At 45.5% G+C, this 23,370-nt stretch carries 16 protein-coding genes; 4 read left to right on the forward strand and 12 right to left on the reverse strand.

The features are described from left to right. Nucleotides 1-87: 87 nt before the first annotated feature. Nucleotides 88-918: an ABC transporter permease gene (locus tag CHH53_RS00300; protein ID WP_095214124.1), complete on the forward strand. Its 831-nt coding sequence runs from the start codon at nucleotides 88-90 to the stop codon at nucleotides 916-918. Between the two features lie 16 nt (nucleotides 919-934). After that, the gene (gene tagH, locus CHH53_RS00305; protein WP_095214125.1) at nucleotides 935-1,723 is read left to right on the forward strand and encodes a teichoic acids export ABC transporter ATP-binding subunit TagH; all 789 of its coding nucleotides are present in this window, start codon (nucleotides 935-937) and stop codon (nucleotides 1,721-1,723) included. A 36-nt stretch (nucleotides 1,724-1,759) separates the two neighbouring features. Here the strand turns inward: tagH and CHH53_RS00310 are convergent, their stop codons facing one another. The 7 genes from CHH53_RS00310 to CHH53_RS00340 all read right to left on the reverse strand — a co-directional run bounded on the left by CHH53_RS00310 (nucleotide 1,760) and on the right by CHH53_RS00340 (nucleotide 15,973). Continuing rightward, on the reverse strand, nucleotides 1,760-2,491 hold the full coding sequence (locus CHH53_RS00310; RefSeq protein WP_233134721.1) for a WecB/TagA/CpsF family glycosyltransferase: 732 nt from the start codon (nucleotides 2,489-2,491) through the stop codon (nucleotides 1,760-1,762). 149 nt (nucleotides 2,492-2,640) lie between these two features. Next, nucleotides 2,641-4,191: a glycosyltransferase gene (locus CHH53_RS00315; protein WP_095214127.1), complete on the reverse strand. Its 1,551-nt coding sequence runs from the start codon at nucleotides 4,189-4,191 to the stop codon at nucleotides 2,641-2,643. Nucleotides 4,192-4,260: 69 nt separating this feature from the next. Beyond that, a complete protein-coding gene (locus CHH53_RS00320) occupies nucleotides 4,261-5,793 on the reverse strand; it encodes a glycosyltransferase (protein WP_095214128.1) in 1,533 nt (510 codons plus the stop codon). A 77-nt stretch (nucleotides 5,794-5,870) separates the two neighbouring features. Continuing rightward, nucleotides 5,871-7,481, reverse strand: a complete 1,611-nt coding sequence (locus CHH53_RS00325; RefSeq protein WP_095214129.1) for a glycosyltransferase family 2 protein — start codon at nucleotides 7,479-7,481, stop codon at nucleotides 5,871-5,873. A 107-nt stretch (nucleotides 7,482-7,588) separates the two neighbouring features. Next, nucleotides 7,589-10,102, reverse strand: coding sequence for an N-acetylmuramoyl-L-alanine amidase (locus tag CHH53_RS00330; protein WP_158221431.1), 2,514 nt, complete (start codon nucleotides 10,100-10,102; stop codon nucleotides 7,589-7,591). A 209-nt stretch (nucleotides 10,103-10,311) separates the two neighbouring features. Next, nucleotides 10,312-13,533, reverse strand: coding sequence for an N-acetylglucosaminidase (locus tag CHH53_RS00335; protein ID WP_095214131.1), 3,222 nt, complete (start codon nucleotides 13,531-13,533; stop codon nucleotides 10,312-10,314). A 316-nt stretch (nucleotides 13,534-13,849) separates the two neighbouring features. Continuing rightward, nucleotides 13,850-15,973 carry a CDP-glycerol glycerophosphotransferase family protein gene (locus CHH53_RS00340; RefSeq protein WP_095214132.1) on the reverse strand — a complete coding sequence of 708 codons (2,124 nt, stop codon included), beginning with the start codon at nucleotides 15,971-15,973 and terminating at the stop codon, nucleotides 13,850-13,852. 382 nt (nucleotides 15,974-16,355) lie between these two features. On the opposite strand from CHH53_RS00340, the gene tagD reads away from it, so the two are divergent. Next, nucleotides 16,356-16,754: a glycerol-3-phosphate cytidylyltransferase gene (gene tagD, locus CHH53_RS00345; protein ID WP_095214133.1), complete on the forward strand. Its 399-nt coding sequence runs from the start codon at nucleotides 16,356-16,358 to the stop codon at nucleotides 16,752-16,754. A gap of 112 nt (nucleotides 16,755-16,866) precedes the next feature. After that, entirely contained in the window at nucleotides 16,867-17,946 is a 1,080-nt protein-coding gene (locus CHH53_RS00350) for a CDP-glycerol glycerophosphotransferase family protein (RefSeq protein WP_233134726.1), read from the forward strand. A gap of 67 nt (nucleotides 17,947-18,013) precedes the next feature. Here CHH53_RS00350 and CHH53_RS00355 read toward each other — a convergent pair whose 3' ends face one another. From CHH53_RS00355 to murJ, 5 genes are all read right to left on the reverse strand, one after another. After that, a complete protein-coding gene (locus CHH53_RS00355; RefSeq protein WP_095214135.1) occupies nucleotides 18,014-19,108 on the reverse strand; it encodes a glycosyltransferase family 4 protein in 1,095 nt (364 codons plus the stop codon). A gap of 196 nt (nucleotides 19,109-19,304) precedes the next feature. After that, the gene (gene pssE, locus CHH53_RS00360; RefSeq protein ID WP_095214136.1) at nucleotides 19,305-19,784 is read right to left on the reverse strand and encodes a PssE/Cps14G family polysaccharide biosynthesis glycosyltransferase; all 480 of its coding nucleotides are present in this window, start codon (nucleotides 19,782-19,784) and stop codon (nucleotides 19,305-19,307) included. After that, entirely contained in the window at nucleotides 19,781-20,251 is a 471-nt protein-coding gene (pssD, locus tag CHH53_RS00365) for a PssD/Cps14F family polysaccharide biosynthesis glycosyltransferase (RefSeq protein ID WP_095214137.1), read from the reverse strand. The genes pssE and pssD overlap by 4 nt, the downstream gene beginning before the upstream one ends. A 33-nt stretch (nucleotides 20,252-20,284) precedes the next feature. Further along, nucleotides 20,285-21,667, reverse strand: coding sequence for an O-antigen ligase family protein (locus CHH53_RS00370; RefSeq protein ID WP_158221432.1), 1,383 nt, complete (start codon nucleotides 21,665-21,667; stop codon nucleotides 20,285-20,287). 33 nt (nucleotides 21,668-21,700) lie between these two features. After that, on the reverse strand, nucleotides 21,701-23,212 hold the full coding sequence (gene murJ / locus CHH53_RS00375; protein WP_158221433.1) for a murein biosynthesis integral membrane protein MurJ: 1,512 nt from the start codon (nucleotides 23,210-23,212) through the stop codon (nucleotides 21,701-21,703). Nucleotides 23,213-23,370 lie beyond the last annotated feature (158 nt).

Consider the following 23,370-nt stretch of genomic DNA (forward strand, 5'->3'; position numbering starts at 1 on the left):
TGTAAATTAAAATTGTTTTCTAAGGTTGTTGCTAGTATAATTTAAGAGGTCTGAACAAAAGAACATCCTAGCAGGAAGGACTTTCTCATGAAATCAGCAATCACTGTTCTAAAAGAACAATTCAAGCATTTTCATCTCATTCGACGTATTTCGCTTTATGAACTTAGGAATAACAATAATGCCAACTATCTCGGATTGGCTTGGGAAATAATCAGCCCTGTTATTCAAATCGCCATCTACTGGCTTGTTTTCGGTTATTTGATCAGCGGTGGTGAAGGACGTAAGATCCCTAATCCTTCAGGCGGCTATTTCGACTTCTTCCCTTGGCTCGTTTCTGGTCTGATCATCTGGATGTTTTTCCAGCCGGCAGCAACCCAGGGTGCTAAATCAATCTATAGCAGACTGCGATTGTTATCAAAAATGAATTTTCCGATGAGCGTGATTCCAAATATCACGATTTTCTCTAAGTTCTATCCACATCTGATACTCGTAGTTTTGACAATAATCCTGATGCAAATCACTGGTTATCCAATCAGCATTTATATGCTGCAGTTACCATATTTCATGATTGCGACCTTTGCATTCACTTATGCATTCGTGCTGCTTATGACGACTCTTACAACCCTTATCCGGGATATCCAGCTGCTTCTGCAAGCTACTCTGAGAATGGTGTTATATCTGACGCCTATCCTTTGGGTCTCCCACAAGCTTCCTGATCCCTTGGTTATAGTGATGAAGCTTAATCCGCTTTATTATCTCGTCGAGGGCTACCGTGCGTCATTGATGGGGCAGAATGGCTGGTATTTCATTAATTCATGGGAATACACCATCTATTTCTGGGTAGTCACTGCAATCATCTTCATGATCGGTGCTGCCTTGCACATCCGTTTCAGAAGACACTTTATCGACTTTCTCTAATTAGAAAGGGATTTTTATGGATAAATCAATCATCGTTGAAAATGTAAGCAAAAAATATAAGTTATATAGCAAAAGCTCGGATCGTATCAAGGATATCATTTTCCCCAAAGAATACGGGGAAGACTTCTACGCCTTGCGCAATGTCAGCTTTACAGCTGAAAAAGGCGATGTAGTTGGATTCATCGGCATCAATGGATCCGGTAAATCGACACTTTCCAATATCATTGCCGGCATCGTGCCGGAGACGACCGGCTCTGTCACCTTGAATGGGGAGGCGGCTTTGATTGCTGTTTCTGCAGGCTTGAAGGGTGATTTGACAGGCAGGCAGAACATCGAGCTGAAATGCTTGATGCTTGGTTTGACCAAAAAGGAAATTGCCGAGCTTGAACCGAAGATCATCGAATTTGCCGAGCTGGAGAAGTTCATCGACCAGCCGGTGAAAAACTATTCCAGCGGGATGAAATCACGTCTTGGTTTCTCCATCTCTGTCAATATCGACCCTGACATTCTGATCATCGATGAAGCTTTGTCCGTAGGAGATAAAGCCTTTGCCGAGAAGAGCCTTGCTAAAATGCATGAATTCAAGGACAGGGGCAAGACAATGATATTCGTCAGTCACTCGCTCGGACAGATGAAACAGTTCTGCGATAAAATCCTCTGGCTGGAATTCGGACAAGTCCGGGAATATGGCTCCATTGATGAAGTCATCCCCAGATACGATCAATTCCTCAACGAATATAAGAAGATGTCAAAGAAAGAAAAAGAAGCATATCGCGAGCGTGCCATCGCAGGCTCATCCAACTAAAAAAGACCGAAAGGCAATCATATGCCTTTCGGTCTTTTATTTGCGTATCAATACACGGAACATGAATTCGAATGCCTTAAGGATTCGTTTCCAGCGGAAAGGCTGCTTGATCAGACGGTATAGCCATTCCAAATTCAGTTTTATCCATGCTCGCGGTGCGCGTTTCATTTCACCGGCCAGTATATCGAATACACCGCCGACACCCATGAATACACCTTTTTCGAACAGATGCTGATTCGCTGCGATGAAGTTCTCTTGCCTTGGGAACCCCATTGCGACAAAAATCAAATCCGGTTTTGCAGTCGCCGCTTGCCCTGCCACCGATGCGTCTTCGTCCTCGCTGAAATAGCCATGGTGGCTTCCTGCGATGCGGATACCAGGATACTGGGAGCGTACCCGGTTTACGGCCCGCTCATTCACTTCCTGTTTGGCCCCAAGGAAATAACAGCTGAGGTTATGCTTTTCGGCATAACTGAGCAGCTTGAACATCAGGTCGAAGCCGGTGACGCGCTCTTCGATGGGGCTGCCGAGCATTTTGGAAGCAATGACGACCCCGGCTCCATCCGGAATGATATAATCAGCGCTTTTGACGCTTTTTTTATACGCTGCATCTTCCCTTGTCTGCATGACGATCTCTGGATTGGCAGTCACGATATACGTGCGTTCCCCGGAATCGATCCGCGGGTAGAGATGCTGCTGCAATAGCTCTTTTTGCGTTAATTTATTGAAAGGAATATCCATTATTTCTACGATTTCTTGATTTGACACACTTGTAACAACCTTTCAAGATCAAACCATCTGGTAGGAATCTTCGTATGATAGACCTACTCATTATGCCATGAAAACAGAAACTTTACAATTATTCACATAGAATTTACACAAATAGAAAACAGCCGGTAATATACCGGCTGTTTTCATTATTTACGGCCAAATCCAAAGAACGATCGTTTCTTCTCCGTCGGCTTGTCATCCTCTGTCGGCGTGTAGGTTTGACCGAACATTTCGACCCAATCCTTCTTGAAGCTCTCTTCACTGAATCGCTCGATGACTTCCGTCGCCCTGGCTGAAAGTCTGTCACGAAGATCGCGATCCTTCATGATGGCCACCACTTTTTCGGCAAGCGCTTTTTGGTCGCCTTTTTTGACCAGATAACCGTCGATATCATTTCTTACGATATCTTTGGGTCCGTATTTGATATCATAAGCTACTGCAGGAGTACCAGCAGCCAGTGTCTCTGTCAGGACCATACCAAAACCTTCAAAATCGGACGTCAAAATGGTGCAGGCAGCGGACTGATAGGAAGCTGCCGGATCAGAGGAGAAGCCTAACAGCTTCACATTCCCCTCCAAGCCAAGACGCTTGATTTGAGCCTTCAGCTCTTCTTCCAGCGGTCCAAAGCCATAGATATGGTACTCCGCATCCGGAATCTCCTCCACGACATGCTTAAACGCTGCAATTCCCTCATCCAGCCGCTTCTGGCCTTCAAAACGAGCCAGCGTGACAGCCACCTTCGGCTGATATGCAAGCTTGGCAGCTGGTGTTGCAGGAGCTGCATGCGGAATGACATGCAGCTTCGTCGTGACATCATAGCGAGAGGTGATATCCTTCTCCTGCTCATGTGTCAGGAAGACCACATGATCGAAGGAATTGATGCCTTCCACGAAATGCTTCCAGGATTTCTTCGTTTTCGCACTTTCATCATAAGGCGGCTCAAAGTGGTTGTTATGCGCGACAGCGATTTTCTCCGCATCTGCGTTGACGAGCAGGACTGTTTCGTCCGTCTTCCTTGAATCGGACATGAGAACTGGCTCCTCATAGTCCCGTACCGCTTTATCGATCCAGGCAGCATATGCATGATGGATGGATTCATATTCGATATCTTCCTCACCGAAAACGATGACCCTGCCTTCGCTGCCGGATGGATTCACCCAAACGGTGATGCGGCATGTACCATCTTCCAGGAAATAACGGTGTAATTTAGGCTTATTCGTCAGCTTATCCATATGACTTGTCCGCACAAGGCGGCCATCACGTAAATACTCCTCCCGGCGCAATCGGGTGCGGCTTTCGTCCATATAATCGATCAGCTTCAGCGTTCCGTCTCCATTGAAACGGCGATATTGCTTATAGATGCCGTCCTCATAATAACGAAAAGCAAGCTGCTTGCTATTTTTATCCTGTATCTTATGCATTTGCCCTACTTCAACGGATGCTTCCTTCGGGTCATCGACTTTGCTGATATGCAAGAGATCCGTATAATGGTTCCTTACTTCCACTCTTCTATCCAACTGTCCGGATTTATACAGCTTTTCGATGATATTCTTGTGGTCCTGCTGAAAAGCCAGTGTGAAGAAAACAACTTTCCCGTAATGGTCTGCGAGAATATTCGCCCGTTTCATCACTGCTTTCGTCAGGCCGCCTCGCTCCACATTCAGTGAATTGAACACGAATATAGGGGTCTTCATCATTTTTTCCTCCTACTGGTATGCTATGAAGCACCGTACCAAGCATTTTGTTGATATCCAATATGAAATGGATTATTTTTTCAAAAAACCGAATAGTGATCTCTTCTTACTATTCGACTCGGATGGCGAAGAAAATAGCTCTATCCAAGACTGTTCATAGTTTTCCTCACTGAAACGCCCTGTGATATCGACTGCTTTCTTTGCCATTTCACTGCGCAGTGCCGGATCCTCCATAATGGAAAGGATCCGGTCAGCAAGCTGCTGCTGATTGCCTTGTTCCACGATGAAGCCGTCCACTCCGTCGCGGATGATTTCCCGTGGTCCATATTTCATATCATAGGAAATAGCTGGTGTTCCCACCGCCATACTCTCTGTCAGTACCATCCCGAATCCTTCATAATTGGATGTCAGGATCGAGCAGGCTGCGGATTGATAGGCAGCTGCCGGATCGGTGGTGAAGCCCATCAGCTTCACATTATCCTGCAGTCCCAATTCGTCGATCAGTTTTTGCAGCTGTGACTCCAATGGTCCGAAGCCGTAAATGTGATAACGGGCATCCGGCAGCTTGTCAACCACATGACGGAAGGCACGGATGCCTTCATCGACAGCCTTCTCTTGCGAGTACCTGGACAGGGACACTGCTAGATGCGGATCCACACTCTCCCCTGAAGCAGGTACGGTCGGCGGGGCAGCATGCGGAATGACATGCAGTTTATTTGGATCCACTTCATACCTGGAAATAATATCCTTCTTCTGATGCTCCGTCAAGACAACCACTTTGTCGTAATCATCGATTCCCTCGAAGAAAGCATGCCATGTAATTTTCGTCTCGGAGTCATCTTTATACGGGGCAGCGATATGGGAACTATGCGCGACTCCGATTTTCTCGACATCGCTTTTCACCCGCAGAACCGTTTCGTCCGTTTTCCTGGAGTCCGACAATAGGACTGGCTCCTCATACTCTTTTACAGCCTCCTCGATCCAAAAGGCATAGGCATGCTGCACTTTGGCAAATTCCTTGTCATGGTCAAACAAGATCGTTTTGCCTTCCTCGCCAGATTCATCGATCCAAACGGCAACCTTGCAGGTACCGTCTGTATGGAAATATCTGTGCAGCTTAGGTTTATTGGTAGTCATGTCCATATGACTTGCCCTGATAAGGCGATTATTGCGAAGGTATTCTTCCCTTCGCTGTCTTGTACGGCTCTCATCCATATAATCAATCAGTTTAAGTGAACCATCTTTTTCAAATCGGCGGTATTGCTCATACAACCCATTATTATAATAGCGATAAGCAGGCAATTTACTCTTCTTATCGACAATATGACTGTATCCAGGAAGCTCCACCGGCATTTGCACAGTCGCTGTCACAAGCTCCACACCAAGCAGGTCGGTGTAGAAATTCCTCACCTTGATGCGCCTGTCCAGCTGTCCGGATTCATAAAGTTTTTCAATGATATTTTTATGATCCTGTTGATAAGCAAGTGTAAAGAAAACAACCTCAGCGTAATGGTCTGCCAAGAGGTTGGCACGTTTCAATACCGCTTTTGTCAACCCACCGCGTTTCACATTCAATGAGTTGAAGACGAAGATTGGTGTTTTCATTGCTGTGTCCTCCTAAGCGGAATTATTGTTCATCTAAGATAGCATAACACGGATGTTTTTTGAAACGATAACCCAGGTCAAGCCCTCAGCATCCGCTTGATTTTGTTGACGACACGCTGTTTTTTGCTTGGCTGTTTCGGTTTCTTTTTTGCCGTATCCTTCAGTTTGAAGGATAAGTTGCCGTGCTTCGTATCATAGGTCGTCACATTCAACAAATGATTTTTTTGCTTCGAGGATGTGAGCTTGGCAGTCGAATGCTGCGGTATTTCCCCAATGATCCGTGCGATGGCTGTATAGTTCTCGATTCTGCTGATAAGATGCAGATCGACGATGCCATTCTCGGCATCCAATCTTTCCAATGCCGATGATGGGATGACAACATGGAACAGGGAAATGATCTGTTCCTGCATCACTTCAGGATTCACAGGAATCGGGCTGTCTGTGTCATAGGCTCCTTTTTGAACCGCAAGTGACGTCACACGTTCACTATCCCTGTCACTTAGCTTCAGGAAAAGCTGCTCCTCTGAAGCATCGACAAGGGTATGATAACTGTACCCCTCTATCAGCAAGCCTTCTGCTTTTTTCTGTATACGTGTCACAGCAGCTGCAAGCTTGTTGGAACGATGGAAGGACAATGTTTCAGCCTTGGCTAATTCGTAAGCTTTCTCTGCCTTCGGATAAATCAAACCATGGAAGACTTGCATATTGCCTGGATGACGCTCCGCATACCAGAAATTGATGAGATCTTCAAGATCCCCTTGCTCTATGATCCGCAGCAGAAGCTTCTCCCTTGTATTGAAATTCGGATAAATCTCCAGGAAATTATGCTGCTTGATCAATGCTTTCAAGGAATCAAAGATGAATTGCTTATCTTCCATCTGAAATGACCGTGTAATCGTCGTCCGAAGCTCGATGTTCAACACACGAGTCAAATATTGATAGTAAGTGCGCAATTTTTTCTCTTTCGGAAGATTCAAGCTCGCGACTGCTGCAAGCGTCTCTTCGAATTGATGCATATAAATGCGTCCAGTAATCGGTTTTTTCGTCAACTGCTCCCGTCCAACAGTAAGATTATTCGTCAAATAATAGCACGGATAATCTTTCACAATGGATATGGAGTTGGAATATGCATAGGCTTGGATAATGAATGGCTGATCCTCCCCCAATGAATAATGCTCCGGGAATCGGATATTATGCTCCCGCAGCAGGCTTACACGAAATAGCTTCTGCACACTCACCGTATACATCGCATTGGAGCCATAGAAACTGAAATTATCGGGATTCCGGAAAATGGCTTGCGGAACCCCCCTGTTGATGCCGACATACTTTCCGATTACGATATCGCTATCGTATTGAAGGATTTTTTCCTCCATCCGCTCCAAAGCTTCTTCACCAAGATAATCATCACCATCTACAAAGAAAATGAAATCACCTGTTGCAAGTTCAATTGCTTTGTTTCGCGGGCCGCTCGGTGAACCACTGTTTTCTTGGTGCACCACACGCACAAAACTATATGTATTGCTATACTCTTCAAGGATAGCTGGACTTTGATCAGTAGAACCATCATTTACACAGATGATTTCCAATTTGTCATTATCGATAGTTTGGTTGATGATACTGTCCAGACATTCTCTGATTGTATTTTCATCATTATAAACGGGAATTGCGATTGTATACTTCAACTTCATTTTGTCCTCCGATATTTACACTCATTTAACACTCTCTTTATTTTACAACTAATTCCTGCATTTTGTAACAAAAAATCGCACCACGCTCACTGGCATGGTGCGATTTTTCATTTCAGATATGCTGAATGGATCCACACTTCTTTTCCTTCCAACAATCCTCTGTACCACATGTTGCTTCCGACCTTCTCTGTCAGATTGACCTTGAATTCCTTGCCGGCATGGTTCTTGAGATCATAAACAAAATCTTTTGATCCGCCCCAGGCTTTTGTATAGGCGCTGCCTGTCCCCCTGACTGCAAATGTTTTGCTTTCCTTATCGACAGTCACATGGGAATATACCTTCATTTGACTTGCTTCCACCCAGCCGATTGTTCCGCTTGTGCTGCTGGGCTCATGGCTGATCAAATAATATGTTTTCTTATCGAATACCGCTTGTTTCTTTATGTAATAAACTTGATTCGTATAGCCATCAGCGGCATCCTTTGCCCCCGCTGCAATACCAGGCGCAGTCAGGATGAGCGCTTTCGCCCTCAAATGACCAAGCCTGCTTATCTTGCTTTCTTCCTTGGCGGACACATAGGAACTATGCAGCCACATCTGCTTGCCATCCAGTGTGCCTCGGTACCAAATATTATTTCCGACCTTTTCTGTAAGGTTCACTTTGAAGGCTTTCCCTCTTGATGCAGATAAGTTGCTGCTAACGAGGTTCTTACTGCCTCCCCAGGCTTTATTGTATGATTTGCCGGCACCAGTCAAGTAGAGCGTCTGCGCTTGCTTACTCACACCTGTATGAGCATGTGTTTTGATCTGCTCTGCTTTGACCCAGCCAACCACGTCCTTCGTCCTGCTCGGAGCATAACTGATCAGATAGAACAGCTGACCATCTCTTTCGATCTGCTTTTTGATGTAATAAACCTGATTATAATCATCGCTTCCGGCATTTCGATATGCTGCCGATGTCTTGGCTTCCTCATAAATTTTGGCCCCCGTCCGCAGATGGCCCAGCTTGCTTGTATTGCTTTCTTTTCTTTTATCTGTAACAAAGCTGGCATGCACCCATACTTCCTTGCCCTTGAGCATACCGCGTATCCAGGTATTATTTCCGACTTTCTCGGTGAGATTGGAAGTGAATACCTGTCCCTTCATCGATGCCAAGTCATATACTTTGTTCTTGGAGCCGCCCCACGCTTTGTCAAAGGCTTCCCCGACTCCTTTGATTGTGTACATGGATTTATCACGGTTGACACCTTTATGATCATGCACTTTTACATCTTTGGCTTTCATCCAGCCGATTGTTCCGGCAGAAGCGCTTGGTTCCGTACTCATTAGATAATAAGTAGTTCCGTTGACACTTGCTTCTTTCTTGATGTAATAAACTTGATTTGTCTTACCGCTTCCTGCTTGGGTGCTGCTGGACAGATTCGACAGATTCGGATAGATTCTCGCACTTGCAGATCTGATATGACCCAGTTTGCTGGTTTTGCTGTATTTGATTGCTTTTTGATTATATTTCTCGGTCACAAGCTTGACGAAGTCATTCCAATTGTATCCGTATTGTGCAAAGTATCCATGCGGATCGACGTGGTTCGTACCGCCAAGGAACTTGCTGACCGCATTATGCGACCACAATGTACCTCTTCCATTCGCTTCCGCACTTGTCACACCAAGATCATATTTAGCCAAAACATACGCGATATAGTCTGCATAATTGTTGATTGATTCAGCAAAATCTTCAAAATTATTTTCCCGGACCAATTCAACATGGACAAAGCGCTGGTTTGCATAATAACCGGCTCCCCATGCACCTAGGTCTGTCGGATGGATCTCAATGATATTGCCATGATCGACGAATGCATGAACAAAAGCATTATGATGGTTTTGCACCATATAATTCATTTCTGATCGGATGGAGGAATTCGGGTTGGCAGTTTCATGTGCTACGACACCTTCCACCGCTCCTCTCCCGTACCGATAACTGAATCTGGCGAACTGGCTCTTATGTTCATATTTAATAGAGGCAGCGGCTGGCGAGTTCTTTTTGATCCAATCGTTTACATCCGGATAGCTTGCTCGTTTGGAGATCCTTGGCTCCGAAGTGGATTCCGCTTCGGTTTCATCGATGCCATCGCGCCAGTCTATTGGTATGTACTGCAGCTGCTCTGCCGATAGCTTACTGATATCCATCCCGTAAACCATCGTACCCTCTTTGATCCCGAGCTCGTTGTACTTCGGCTCTTCTTCCTTCTGCCCTGAAGCTTCCGGCTCTTTTGCTTCAGCCTGTTCTGTTACAGAGGTTCCGGTTTGTTTTCCTGACGGTTCTGCTGACTCGACCTTCACTTCCGCCTCTTCTGTCACTGGCTGATCCGATTGTTCCTGTCCGGCTGCTGCTTCATCCTGAGCCTCAGCTTCAGCTGACGAATCGCCCTCTTCTGATACATCCGTTTCAGCTTGATCCTCTCTCAGCGTATCCTCGGAGCTTTCTTCCCCTGTCACGCTGGTATCATTCGGATCACTCGCAACATCTTCTGTATTCTGAACATCATGCCCTTGTGCAAAAATCCCAGCCGGCATAATGCTAAAACATATTGCAAAGACAACCATCACGCTTATTATTTTTTTCATGTCTGCCCTCTGTTCCCGTATTTGAAAATGATCATAGCCATCAATTTCTCCGCCTGCCCCCTTTTTGGCCATTCTGGATTAGGAAGTAAAATGATGTAAAATTATTGCTAAAAACCTTTTCTCATAATATATCGACAAAAAATTTACAATTTGAAATATTAATTAACAAAAAAGCACATTATCCGCATTGGATAATGTGCTTTCCTGATTTAACGATAGTGTGGTATATCAAGATACAAGGTATAAATACCTAGATTTTGATACAGATTATACATAGTGGAAACTTGCTTGGATGCCCAGCCGATGTCAGTGGCATATTGCTTGCCGTAAGTACCGGTTTCAGCCATTGCTTCAGGATTCCAACGCATTTTGTACAATGTGTTTTGACCTGAATTGATGTAGCCATTCCCAATATACTGTGCTCCTCCGACAATGGCGAGATATGGGGATGTCCAACCCTCGTCATACGCCCGTTTGGCACCGCATTGAACGGGACAATCATCGTACGCACCAATGCCATACATGTTATAGACTGTTGTACCGTTATATTTCACTCCTTGAGCCAGTGTGGATGTACCATTGCCTGTCTCAAGAGTGGCATGGGACACCAAGTAGACATCATTGATGCCATATAGCTTGGCAGCATCGATGAATGCTTGTCCTTGTCCATCAAGCGTCCCTTTTCCAGCCAGATACTTATTCAGCGTAGCTGCATCCGCCCCACTTGATCTCGTCAGATCAAGGAACTGGAAACGCTGCTTTTCATCATTGATGAAGTTGTTCGGATCAAGATAATACTCGACATCGGAAGGGCTGGCATTCACCCATTGACGGGAATTGGTGAACTCGATTTGGTACCAGCTGCCAGTTTGTCCAATGATATTGACTTTCGCCCCTTTGGACAATGTCCCTACTACCCAATAACTTGTGCTCGGACCGCCGCGTACATTCAGGAGATCCGCTGTCACTTCATTATTGCTATTGATGTATTGAGCGGAGACATATGTTTTATATTCACTATCTGTCTGCGGGGATGCAGTTCTTTGAATGGCCACCGCTTCCTCCAGCGTCAAGTCATATTGCGTTTCTTTGTTATAGCTCTCGACTACATATGATTCATGCAGCCACATCGTCTTCCCATCCAGGACACCGCGGTACCAGATGTTGTTGCCGACTTTTTCCGTCAGGTTGACACGGAATGTGCTTCCTTCATATTTGGACATATCACTTACGACCAAATCCTTCGCTCCGCCCCATGCTTTTGCATAGGAGCTGCCTTTTCCATTCGCATAGAATGTCTTGGCAGTCTTATCGATGGTCGTATGTTCATGCGTCGACATCTCGGTGGATTTGACCCAGCCGACGACACCTTTTGTACTGCTTGGCTCTTTACTGATTTTGTAATAGGTTGTTCCGTTTACTTGCACTTGCGCTTTGATATAGTAAACAGCGTCAGTCAAGCCTGCTTCAACAGCATTTTTGCCGCTGGATGTATCTGCCCAGTTATCGTAAACGGTAGCATTTGATTTCAAGTGGCCAAGACGGCTTATTTTCGTCTCGCTCACCTCTTGGACATATGCACTGTGAATGAATACTTTTTTACCATCAAGCGTTCCGCGATACCACGTGTTGCTGCCAACGGTCTCTGTCAGATCCACTTGGAAAACTTCATTCTGATAGTCTGATAGATTATAGACTAGATCCTTCGATCCTCCCCAAGCTTTGGTAAACGCTTGACCAGAACCCTTTACCAGGAAGCCCTTCCGTTCTTTGCTGATTGTCGTATGATCATGTGTAGACATTTCTGACGCCCTCACCCATCCGACGACACCGTTGGTTGCACTTGGCTCCTTGCTGATCAAGTAATAAAGCTCACCAGCAAGGGACGCTTGCTTCTTGATGTAATACACAGCATCGGTGAAGCCGTCATCAACAGCTGAAAGTGTGGATGCAGGGTTCTTCAAGTCAGGATAAATCACTGCGTCAGCATGGAGATGACCGAGCTTGCTTGTACGCTGTTCCGTAATTTCCGGATCATATGCAGTCACATATGCAGAATGAATGAACACTTGCTTCCCATTCAGCATACCGCGGTACCACGTGTTGCTGCCGACAGTCTCCGTCAAATTCACATAGAAGGTTTCACCTTCTAAATCACTAAGGTTGTAGACTAGATCCTTCGATCCTCCCCAAGCCTTCGTGAATGCTTGCCCAGTTCCCTTGATAGTGAATGTCTTCTTGTTTTTGTCCACTGTCTTATGTGTATGCGTAGACATATCAGAAGCTTTTACCCAGCCGATGACGCCGTTGGTCGCACTTGGCTCTTTGCTGATCAAGTAGTACAGCTCGCCGTTTATCTTCGCCTGCTTCTTGATGTAGTAGACGGCACTAGTGTAACCTTCAGCTACAGCTTCGATTGCAGAGGAAGGATCATTGATATCAGGATAGATGACCGCTTTTGTCCTTAAATGACCAAGAAGACTGGTTTTCTGTTCCTCTTCTATCTTCACGGGCTCATATTCATCTACATATGCAGAATGAATATAGACAGTCTTGCCAGCAAGTGTCCCTTTGTACCAAGTGTTGCTGCCGACTTTTTCTTCAGCGCTTACATGGAGCTGCTGTCCTTTGTACTCGCTAAGCTTATAGACAAGATCCTTCGATCCTCCCCAAGGCTTGCTGTATGCATTTCCAGATCCATTGATCACAAATGTCTGCTTCTCGCTGTTCACGACAGCGTGAGTATGGGTACTCATCTCGGAGGCTTTTACCCACCCGATGACACCAGAAGTACTGCTTGGCTCTTTACTAATGAGATAATACGTATCATCATTCCATTCAGCTTGTTTCTTGATGTAGTAAACAATGTCCGTATAACCGCCCGCGACAGCTCCTGTGGACTTACTCGTATCAGTAAGCTCAGGATAAATCACCGCATTGGAACGCAAATGCCCCATCAAATCAGCTGAGCTTTCCACAGGCTCAGCTTGATCAACAGCCGCAGCTCGCATTGTCTTCTCTTCACTTTGCGAATCTGCCTCTTCTTCTTGGGCTTTTGCGTCTTCCTCTTGGGCTTTTTCCTCTTCCTCAGCAGGCTGGGAATCTGCTTTTGCTTCTTCTTCCTGCTTCACATCTTCCTCAGTCTGCTGATCTCCATCGACCGTTCCGCTTTCCTCCGAAACGTCCCCCTCACTGTTTTCAGATCCTTCTTCAGCTGGGATGGCTTCCGAGTCATCAGCCGTCTCATCTACAGGTCCGGATTGTTCTTCCGGAGCATCGGTCACCGGTTCTTCTGTCTGTGACTCATCCGTTTGCTGGATAGCTTCTGTCTGCTGCTCGGAATTTATCGTCTCTTGTGCAGACACATACCTCGCTGGAGATACTAAGCCGAATAGAAGCAAAAAGATGAGTGCATACGTGAATTTCTTCATTTCACCCTCCTGAATATTCAATTTTCAATGTTCAAACGCCATTGCATCGCGGTTTATGTATCGTACGATTACCTCATCCACCACTCCTTCATTTTTACTAGGAATAGGTAACAATGGTATGTAATAGGTAACTAATTACCTATTTATCTATAATTCTACAAAACTAAACAAAACTTTACAATCTATTATTAAATTATCACTTTATTTACATTAAAAATGATTCCATTGATTCAACAATTTCCAGTTTATTGAAATGAATTGACATCCCAAGAAAATTATTAAAAAACCACCGCCAGGAATTTGACGGTGGTTCATCTTATTTAATCACTTGTTTCACGACACGTTCGGAGGCTCTTCCATCCTCCAGGTAACAGAATCGGTTATAGAATGCTTCAAACCGCTCATCCGGCTGGTAGCCTTCCCTGTCGATCCGCTTCACTTCCTGGATGATCTGTTCTGTATGCTTAAACAAAGGTCCCGGTGCTTTCTCTTCGAAATCGAAGTAGAAGCCGCGGAGATTATCCCGATAATCATCCAGATCGTATACGAAGAACATCATCGGACGACGCAGGTTGGCATAATCGAAGAATACGGAAGAATAATCCGTGATCAGCATATCTGCCATCAAGTAAAGCTCCCGGATATCCTCATGCTTGGAGAAGTCATACGCAAATCCTTCATAGCTGGAAAGATCCAGATTCTCTGCCACAAGATAATGCAGCCGCAGGACAACAATGTATTCATCACCCAATTCTTGGCGCATGCGCTCCAAGTCCAGCTCCAAATCGAATTTATACTTCCCTTTTTGATAAAACTGATTATCCCGCCACGTCGGTGCGTACAGGATGATCTTCTTATCCTCGGAAAGTCCGCAGCTCTTCTTCAGCGCAGCTATGTTCTCTGGCTTATTATGTGTATAAAGGAAATCGTTTCGCGGATATCCCGTTTCGAGCATCTCCTTGTCAAAGCCGAATGCCCGCGCAAAAATTTCACTGGAATAGGCATTCGGGGAAACAAGATAATCCCATTTAGATGCTTCGAATAAGAAATTCCGCTTGTATTTCTCTGTATTCGTTCCCGGCATATGAACCTCGTCCATATCCGCCGCAAGCCGTTTCAAAGGCGTACCGTGCCAAGTCTGCAAGTAAATCGTATGATTTGGTTTTGGAATCCATAATGGCAGCCGGCTGTTTGATACCCAATAACGAGCCCGCGTCATCAGGAATAACCAGCGAATCGAGAAGCGGCGTACATAGGGCACATCTTTTGTTTCAAAATAAGGAACCGCTCGACGATCGGAGCTCCAATACATTTTGTACTCCGGATGATTTTCACGCATGTACTCATAAATAGCCCTCGGGTTATCGCTGTACTGTTTTCCAAGGAAACTTTCGAAAACCATCAGCTTCTTATCAACCGGAAGGATGGCGCCGAATAGCTTGAATACCTGCTTATAGCTATTCTTGAGGAATTTCCCCCGGCGGATGTGGACCCATTTACGCTTTGCCCGCGATATACTCTCGCGAATAAAGAAATACTCAGACGTCTGGACGGAAAGATATTTTTTCTTCGTCAACCTTGCCGTCAATCGGAATTTCTTGCCATTTACCGTTGTTTTCACTGACACTGGCAATGTCCGGTCTTTCTTCAGGTGGCGCATCCGGATACTGCGGATGGTGCGTCTTTTTCCGTCTTTTGAATAAGTGAGTTCCACGTAAAATTTAAGGAACTTCCTCTCATCCATATCGACATGCGGAATTATATCGAATTCCCCTTCAAAACCGGAATGACGGAGCAATTCATTACCTGCGTATTTATCTGCCAAGTCTTCACGCTCCTGGAATTGAAGCGGGTATACCTGTTCTTCCTCTTCATTCAAATTGTTTGTCACGACCAGTTTGATATCTTCCAGCTTGTAACCATCCTCCTGATACAGCGGAGCATAGTTAAAGGAGCCAGAAAAATGAAGGACACCCTGTTTCTTCAAATGTACTTCTTCCAGATTGGCAAAGAACACATAGTCATTCATCCGGAAAGATACATTCCCTTTCCCGGTGCGATAAGGATAAAATACCTTGTCCGTTCCAGGTATGAAATAAGAATGATATTGCAGATGCTCCGGCGGATTGGAGATTCGCGCCCGCTTCGTCTCCCCTTCATTTTCCCGTTCCACATACAAATCCCACATAACTCCATCCTGCAGTATTTGGGAATGTTCAGCAGGGTCCAATGTCACTTTGCAAATCGTATATTCATCCACACTGTGATCTTCTTCAAAAGTCAGGTAAATTTCTTCATTTGTATAGCGATTCAGCAATAGGAATCGATAAGTTTCATAATCAGCGATATAGGAGGCTTTGATCGGAATCTCCATATAGAAAATCCCCGCATCGATCCGAACCGAGATGGCTCTCCTATTTCGAAGGCTGATGTTTTCCATGCAGTACTTCTCCTCTCAACTTGCAATCCAATCCTTATTATAAATTTCATATGTAGGTAATTCAACAATGCATTTGTAAAGTTCTTTACACATACTTCGTATTTTAAAAGGATTTTTTGCTCTTCCTTAGCATGTTTCATCCCTAGTCATTTATACATTTTCTTAACCAAATACAGGGAATCCAGGTAATTATGTATCCGTTTTCGACAATACTTGCATATATTTGCATTCTATTATCATAGCAGACTTGAAATTTAATTAAAATGTAAATATAATGTTAAATAGGTGTAAATGTTATGATTTATAATTGCACTGTGACAAAGAAGATGAAGACAACTTTTATATATGAAAACCAAAACTATAAAGGAAATGAGGCACAACAATGAAGAAAGTAATTACGTACGGTACATTTGATTTGTTGCACTGGGGCCATGTGAACTTACTTCGCCGCGCGAAGGAAATGGGCGATTATCTTATCGTGGCCATTTCCTCAGATGAATTCAATAAGCTGAAAGACAAGAAGTCTTACCATAGCTTTGAAAACCGCAAAATGATCCTGGAAGCGATTCGTTATGTGGATGAAGTCATCGCAGAGGAAAGCTGGGATCAAAAAGTCCGCGATGTCGTGGAACATGATATTGATGTATTCGTCATGGGCAGTGACTGGGAAGGCAAATTCGACTTCCTTAAAGAATATTGCGAAGTCGTTTACCTGCCGCGTACAGTCGGTATCTCCACTTCTAAGATCAAAGACGATCTTCTAGAAGTGAATAATGGTTAGAGAATTAGCTATTTCTCTCTATCTAGCGTTCTTCAAGACGCTATTCATATTTTTCAAGCTGTTTCCCCAAAAGAACAAAACCACCTTGGTTTCCTCTTTTGGGGATAATGTTTTGTATACGGCTAAATCGCTTGAAAAATGGAATGCGGGAGAAATAGTCATACTGAAGACTCCTTCCTGCCGGGAAGAATTCACTGATCTTGATGCGGAGATCATACCTTTTGCCATGGCGAATATGAGCGGCTTTATCAAAGGCATATACCATCTGGCCACTTCGCGCGTCGTGATGGTGGATAATTATTTCGGATTTCTGGCCGTAACCGACTTCAAGCCCAATGTCACATGCATCCAGCTATGGCATGCTGCAGGGGCAATGAAGAAATTCGGCTTGCAGGATCCTTCTGTCCAGACAAGGAGCCCGAAAGCCCAAGAACGATTCAAGCAAGTATACAGCCGATTTACGTATGTGACGGTAGGGTCCGAAAAGATGGCATCCATCTTCCAGGAGAGCTTCGGACTGTCGAATGCCAATATACTGCGAACTGGTATGCCGCGTACCGATTTCTTCTTCGATGACAGCAGGATTGCACAAATCGAAAAAGAACTTGCCGAGCAATACCCGATCATCAAGAAGCGAAAAGTCATCCTTTACGCTCCCACTTACCGGGATGATGAACTGGCCAAGCCTAAAATCGAGCTTGATATCGAGCAGCTTTACCGGGAGCTGGGACAGGAATATGTTTTGTTCCTGCGCCTTCACCCTGCTGTTACTTGGGATCTGGCAAACTACTATCCAAACTTTGTAATTGATGTCACACACTATAAGAATATCAATCCGCTGCTTTTAGTGACGGATATCTTGATCACCGACTATTCCTCGATACCTTTCGAGTATTCGCTGCTTCATCGCCCGATCATCTTCTTCACATATGATTTGGAGGATTATCAGAAAAAACGCGGCGTATCGGATGAATACCTCGAATCTTTACCGGGACCTATGGTCAGGGATACAAAATCGATAATTAAAGTGATTAAAAAGAACGCCTTCCAATTAGAGAAGGTGCACGCTTTCTCCAGACAATGGAATCAATATTCGAACGGGCATGCAAGTGAACAGCTGGTCCAAGCAATGTATATGTCCAATCCGGCCGTTGCAGCTACTGCCAACCCGTCCACACAAACTTCACGCTGATGTTTATCAGCGTGATTTTTTATGTAAAATGAAAGACCCCTTCTCCTTTTGGAGAAGGGGTCTTTCATTATTGCTGATGCTGCTTGCGCTGCTGTTCTTCTTCCGTCACTTTTGGAAAACCTACCATGTTGAGGATCGGACGATAGCGGTCGCTGATCAATCCAGTGATCTCGACGATCAATTCGATCAGGATTGCCAAGGCAATGATCAGGATTGTCGAGCCCCACATGGTGACTTCTGTGTAAAGGACGCCTGTCATGCTGAAGATCCCGCTGATTGCATAGATGACGATAACAGTCTGGCGATGAGAGAATCCTAGATTCAAGAGACAATGGTGCAAATGCAGCTTATCCGGTGCTGACAGAGGCTTCTTCTGCACAATCCGGCGGATGATTGCAAATGTCGTATCCAAGATCGGTACACCGAGAATGATGATCGGCACGACCAAGGAGAACAAGGCAACGTTCTTGAACAGACCGCTTACCGATAATACGGCAATCATATAGCCGAGGAATAATGCTCCAGTATCCCCCATGAATATCTTAGCCGGGTGGAAGTTGAAGACAAGGAAGCCAAGTGTGCTGCCTAACAGGAGCACGCCCATCATTGCAGACAGCGGGTTGCCCATGCTGATCGCTATCATGGAAATCGTGAATAATGCGATGGCTGAAACTCCTGCTGCCAATCCATCCAAACCGTCAATCAAATTGATGGCGTTCGTTATACCGACAATCCACAAAATCGTAATCGGGATAGCCCAAGCACCGAATTCGATGCGGCCAGCGAATGGCAGTGTCACAAAGTCGATTTGAATACCGCCCAGCACCGTCACAGTTGCAGCTGCAATCTGTGCGATGAATTTAACTTTTGCCGATAGGATGAACTTATCATCCAAAGCACCGATCAGCGTAATCATCGTAGCTCCAATCAGTATCGGCGCCGTATTCGAATCATTCGGCATAAATATCAGGTAACCAATGACGAAACTGATGTAAATGGCCAATCCGCCTAATCGCGGCATGATTTTCTGATGTACTTTCCTGGCGTTTGGTTTATCCGTTGCTCCGATTGCGAATGCCAGCTTTTTCACCATAGGCGTCAGCGCGACCGAAAGGATGAAGCACGCTGCCAGCGCCATGATTAAAGGCGTTATGTGTACCATTCGTATCCTCCTAAATAGCTTGCAAATCGTTCCATGATTGTTATTATAATCCAAGTATCATAACTTACTAGATTTCGACAGTATTCTTAACATGCTCTGTACCATTATAAGGTTTCTGTTGACAAAACACAATTACACACAATGTAAATTTTACATGATGAACGGCTCCAGCGCTTTTACATTTCGTTTACATTTATCAAGCTTCTTTGATGAAATTACTGAGGATGCTGAACATCCGCTCTTTCCCAGATTGAAACGGGACAGGCTCGAAGCTTTCCGTCTGCCGGATCACTTCGCCCAGATCTTCCCCTTCTCCCCAGCTCAGGATATGCCTTTGTTCCAGGAAAATGGATAATAGCTGCAGCTGGTGATCATCATTATGCTCCCCGTATTTTTTCAGCCTGGCTGCTGCAATGACCTTCTTGCCCTTTTTCAAAGCTGAAATGACCGAACCGGTCCCAGCATGCGTGATGACCAATCGTGCATCCTCCATCAGCTGATCCATGACCTCATAATTGACGAATGGCTTGATTGTCAGCAAATCGCTTTCGAACTTCGTATGTCCTGCTTGGACGATGACTTCATCTGTGATGATCCCTTCCCGTTTCAGCCGCTCCACTTCCCTGAGAAGACGCATGAAAGGAAGCTCATGTGTGCCTAAGACGACCAGTATCAATAGATGGACCCCCCATAGACCGCTTTTGGATAAATCTGTTTCATCGTTTCCCATTGGACGATGAACAAATCGGCGATCGGATAGATCAGCTTGCCTGATATGGTCGGGGAAGTGGACTTCGCAAAGCTCTCGATGAAGATGACGCGTTTCCCGAACAGTTTGGCGATGTAGCACATCGGCACGGATGTATGAGCCCCTGTGGAGATGACGACATCCGGACGATGCTTAAGGAATAGGAAAACGGATTTTATGATGTTGTAACTGAACTTGAATATATAGCGGAAAGGATAATTGCGAGCTCCGTAAACAAGAAAGCTCATCGGATGCTTGCCTTTCATTTGTTCCGTTATTTCGGATTTTTCTGTCACGATATGATAGTCATATTCCTTGAATAGCGGCTCCAGCTGCAATAGCTGTGTCAAATGTCCGCCGATAGACGAAATCAGAAGCAACTTTTTCTTTTTCATCACTGATTCGCTCCATTCCAGTTAAGGTGAGATCTATTGAAAGAATTTCCCTGGTTTCTGCTTGAGCAAGCCATACAGGAACCCGAGGAACAATGCCAAATAAAATCCGGATGCCGGTGATGACAGGATGTGCCCGGCAATGAATGCTGCACCGAGACCGATACAAGCCCCGATTCCGCTGAACAATGCTGTCGCGTTCAACGTCCGGAATCGCTGCTTGAAGATGAAGACCAGGATGCTGCCGATGACAAACACCAATGGCAGTACCAAGATGAGTGTCCCGATAAATCCGAAGCCAAAGAACCAGTCCAGGATATCCATCTCGATTATCCTTGGTTCTTCCCCGGTATAGTTCCCGCCGATTCCCATACCGAATGCTTTCTGAATGACAGGTGCATGCTCGAAATAATAAAGCACGGTACCGAAGAATTCTTCCCGGCCATTCAGTGCCATGAGCTGCCAGGAACTCCACTGCCTGACACTTCCGGGAGGCGGAGCCTCTCCTTCTTCCCCTTCTGCCGGTATCGGAGGGGCCTCTGCCTCTTGCTGCTGGGCTGCTTTTTCATTTGCCATATCGACTGATAAGCCAAGGTTGTTTCCGATCGGCATCTCAGGCGAGACGAGGATTGTGACTGCCAGCAGGACAAGGACGACTCCGGCCTGGATGAAGTTCCTTCGTTCGATGATTGCCTGTACAAGAAGAACGATGAATGCAAGCCCGAGCACAAGCAAGGCTGCCCCGAAAGCGACCTTGGTGCCGATCGTGAGCATCGCCCATATCATGACCGCTATCAGAACTGTACATATAATTTGTGCAAAGCTGCTTTTCTTTATGAATAGATAGTAAATGATCGCACCGCAGAAACCCATGCCCAAGATGGCACTGATTTCATTGCCGGAAAAGAACCAGCCGGAATGCCCTTGCTTTTCCAAGTAATCATAGCTCCGTTTCCCGGTTCCTGTTATCTCGGCAAGGAGCATCACCAAACTGACGACACTCGTATTGATGAATAGATATTTCGGCACCATCACTTGCCATTCCCGATTCCCGCCGATATGCCGGAAAATCATCGCATAAACAAGCAGTGCAGTGATGAAGAAGAACGTCTTCAGGATGAATGTCAGCTCGCCAACTGCTGAAACAGGATCCTTCCAGATCATACTGACGCCGAAATTGATGGCAAAGTATACGGCAAGCAAGGTCATATAGATGAGGGTATTCCTGCTCCAGCGCCGATTTGGATAACCAAGCATATACAGTGCCCCGATTGGTATGACGAGCAGCCGGACAGGATTGGATACTGGAATCCCGAAATACGACAGCAGGTCGAGAAACGGCTGAGCTAAGATGAAGAAAATGAACAGTTTTTCGAATGTATGATGATTGTCTTTGAGTTTTTCTGTCAGAGCTTGCAAAATGATTGTCCTCCTTCGTGCCACTCTTGCCAATTACTCAGCAGCGGAGCCGCCTCTTCCCAATAAGATATAGAATGATTTGATTTTCATCAGGAATACGCAGATCAGAAATACGATGACTCCTGCTGCTGCACAGATCAGAATCGTCAGGATTGGCTGTGCATCGCCCAACATGGCTTTGATCAGAAGGACAGCGCCCCCCATGATCAGCACCCCGGCAGTCGTCTTGGCGACATCCGTGAGCATCTCCCGTACAGGTATCCCGCCTGTGAGCTTCCGGAACAGGAGGAAGCAGGCAGTTGCATAAACCAAACCCGTCACCGATGTAGAAAGCGGTATACCGATAAAACCGAAGCTTTCCGTGAATAAGTAGTTGAGCAAGAACTTCAGGCCGATGGATAGGAACCCGAGCCGCATCATGTAATGACCTTTTTCCATCGTATAAAAACCATTGTTGATGATGATGACCAGGCTGTAGAACAATATCGTCCCGAAATAGTAGTAAGCTGCTGTGCTTGTCTCCCCAACATCGTGCGAGGTGAAATTCCCTCTTTCGAACAGGAGGGAGACAATCTCCGGCATCAAGAGCATCATGCCTGTCAGTACGGGCAGCAGAACGAAATACATAATCTGCAAACCGCGGGTGATGTTCGCCTTGAAGCCAGCCATATCTTGCTTGGCATATGCGGCGGCAAGCAGCGGGAATACGATTGTGCCGATGCTCACCCCGACGATATTCTGCGGGAATTGCGTCAGATTCTTAGCCGTATTCAAATATGTAACGAAACTGCTGCCAAGCATATTGGCAAATGAATTATCGATCAGCAGGGTGATCTGCCCAATCATCGCCGTGAGCGCTACCGGGATGAAAATGCGGTAAAACTGTTTGTTTTCCGCCCAATCAATCCTGCCCCTAAGCGAGAGCGTTCGTTTTGGCAGCAACAGCACCAGCTTGAAAAGCAAGCTCAGGATGACACCTGCCAAATTGCCGAAAGCAAAAGCATACGCTCCTATCTCATCCGCGAAGAGAAGAGCACTTCCGATGGTCCCCAAGAGGACGATCGCCTGTGCGAGTACCGATAAGTAATATCTGTTCTCCGCATCGAAGTATGCCTCCAGTACGGCATTGACGCCGACGAATGATAAAGATGAAAGGAAAATGATTGTCATGATCGTTGCCATCTGCGCGTTGTCGCCTGCCAAATTCGGATACAGCAGTCCGATATACAGCGGCGCTATGAAAATGAAAACGATCGATATCAGCAAACTGAACAGGAGCGTGCCTTTCCAGACATCCTGGAGATGCGCCAGCCCCCTGTCCTTTTCCTTGTATTTGATATAACTGGGAACAAATGCGCTCTTCATTCCTGTTGTCAGGAAAAGAATGAACATATTCGGTAATGCAAAGGCTGCATAATAAGCGTCCGCTTCGCTGCCGGCTCCGAAATAATTGGTTATCAGCATATCCCTGATCAACCCGGAAACCTTCAGCACGAGGGTCACGAACAGCAGCAGCAGGCTTGCCATGCGAAGTTTCGACTTCATGATAGGACCTCTCTCTATTTGCCCATGCAGCATGTAGCTCAATGGATGCGTATTGCTGGGTAAATTATAAGACTGAATAGAAAGCCGTTTCAAGGCAATTTACAGTAACTTAACGTAGACAGCAGGGGGTAACACAACTCCATCCCTTCCAGTTACTG

This window comes from Terribacillus sp. 7520-G (assembly GCF_002271665.1).
GTDB lineage: Bacteria > Bacillota > Bacilli > Bacillales > Amphibacillaceae > Terribacillus.

Excerpts from the sequence above, each read along its gene's own strand:
- CHH53_RS00300 (WP_095214124.1), top strand. The coding sequence starts at position 88 with ATGAAATCAGCAATCACTGTTCTAAAAGAACAATTCAAGCATTTTCAT.
- tagH (WP_095214125.1), top strand. The coding sequence starts at position 935 with ATGGATAAATCAATCATCGTTGAAAATGTAAGCAAAAAATATAAGTTA.
- CHH53_RS00315 (WP_095214127.1), bottom strand. The coding sequence starts at position 4,191 with ATGATGAAGACCCCTATATTCGTGTTCAATTCACTGAATGTGGAGCGA.
- CHH53_RS00320 (WP_095214128.1), bottom strand. The coding sequence starts at position 5,793 with ATGAAAACACCAATCTTCGTCTTCAACTCATTGAATGTGAAACGCGGT.
- CHH53_RS00325 (WP_095214129.1), bottom strand. The coding sequence starts at position 7,481 with ATGAAGTTGAAGTATACAATCGCAATTCCCGTTTATAATGATGAAAAT.
- CHH53_RS00330 (WP_158221431.1), bottom strand. The coding sequence starts at position 10,102 with ATGAAAAAAATAATAAGCGTGATGGTTGTCTTTGCAATATGTTTTAGC.
- CHH53_RS00335 (WP_095214131.1), bottom strand. The coding sequence starts at position 13,533 with ATGAAGAAATTCACGTATGCACTCATCTTTTTGCTTCTATTCGGCTTA.
- CHH53_RS00340 (WP_095214132.1), bottom strand. The coding sequence starts at position 15,973 with ATGGAAAACATCAGCCTTCGAAATAGGAGAGCCATCTCGGTTCGGATC.
- tagD (WP_095214133.1), top strand. The coding sequence starts at position 16,356 with ATGAAGAAAGTAATTACGTACGGTACATTTGATTTGTTGCACTGGGGC.
- CHH53_RS00355 (WP_095214135.1), bottom strand. The coding sequence starts at position 19,108 with ATGGTACACATAACGCCTTTAATCATGGCGCTGGCAGCGTGCTTCATC.
- pssD (WP_095214137.1), bottom strand. The coding sequence starts at position 20,251 with ATGAAAAAGAAAAAGTTGCTTCTGATTTCGTCTATCGGCGGACATTTG.
- murJ (WP_158221433.1), bottom strand. The coding sequence starts at position 23,212 with ATGAAGTCGAAACTTCGCATGGCAAGCCTGCTGCTGCTGTTCGTGACC.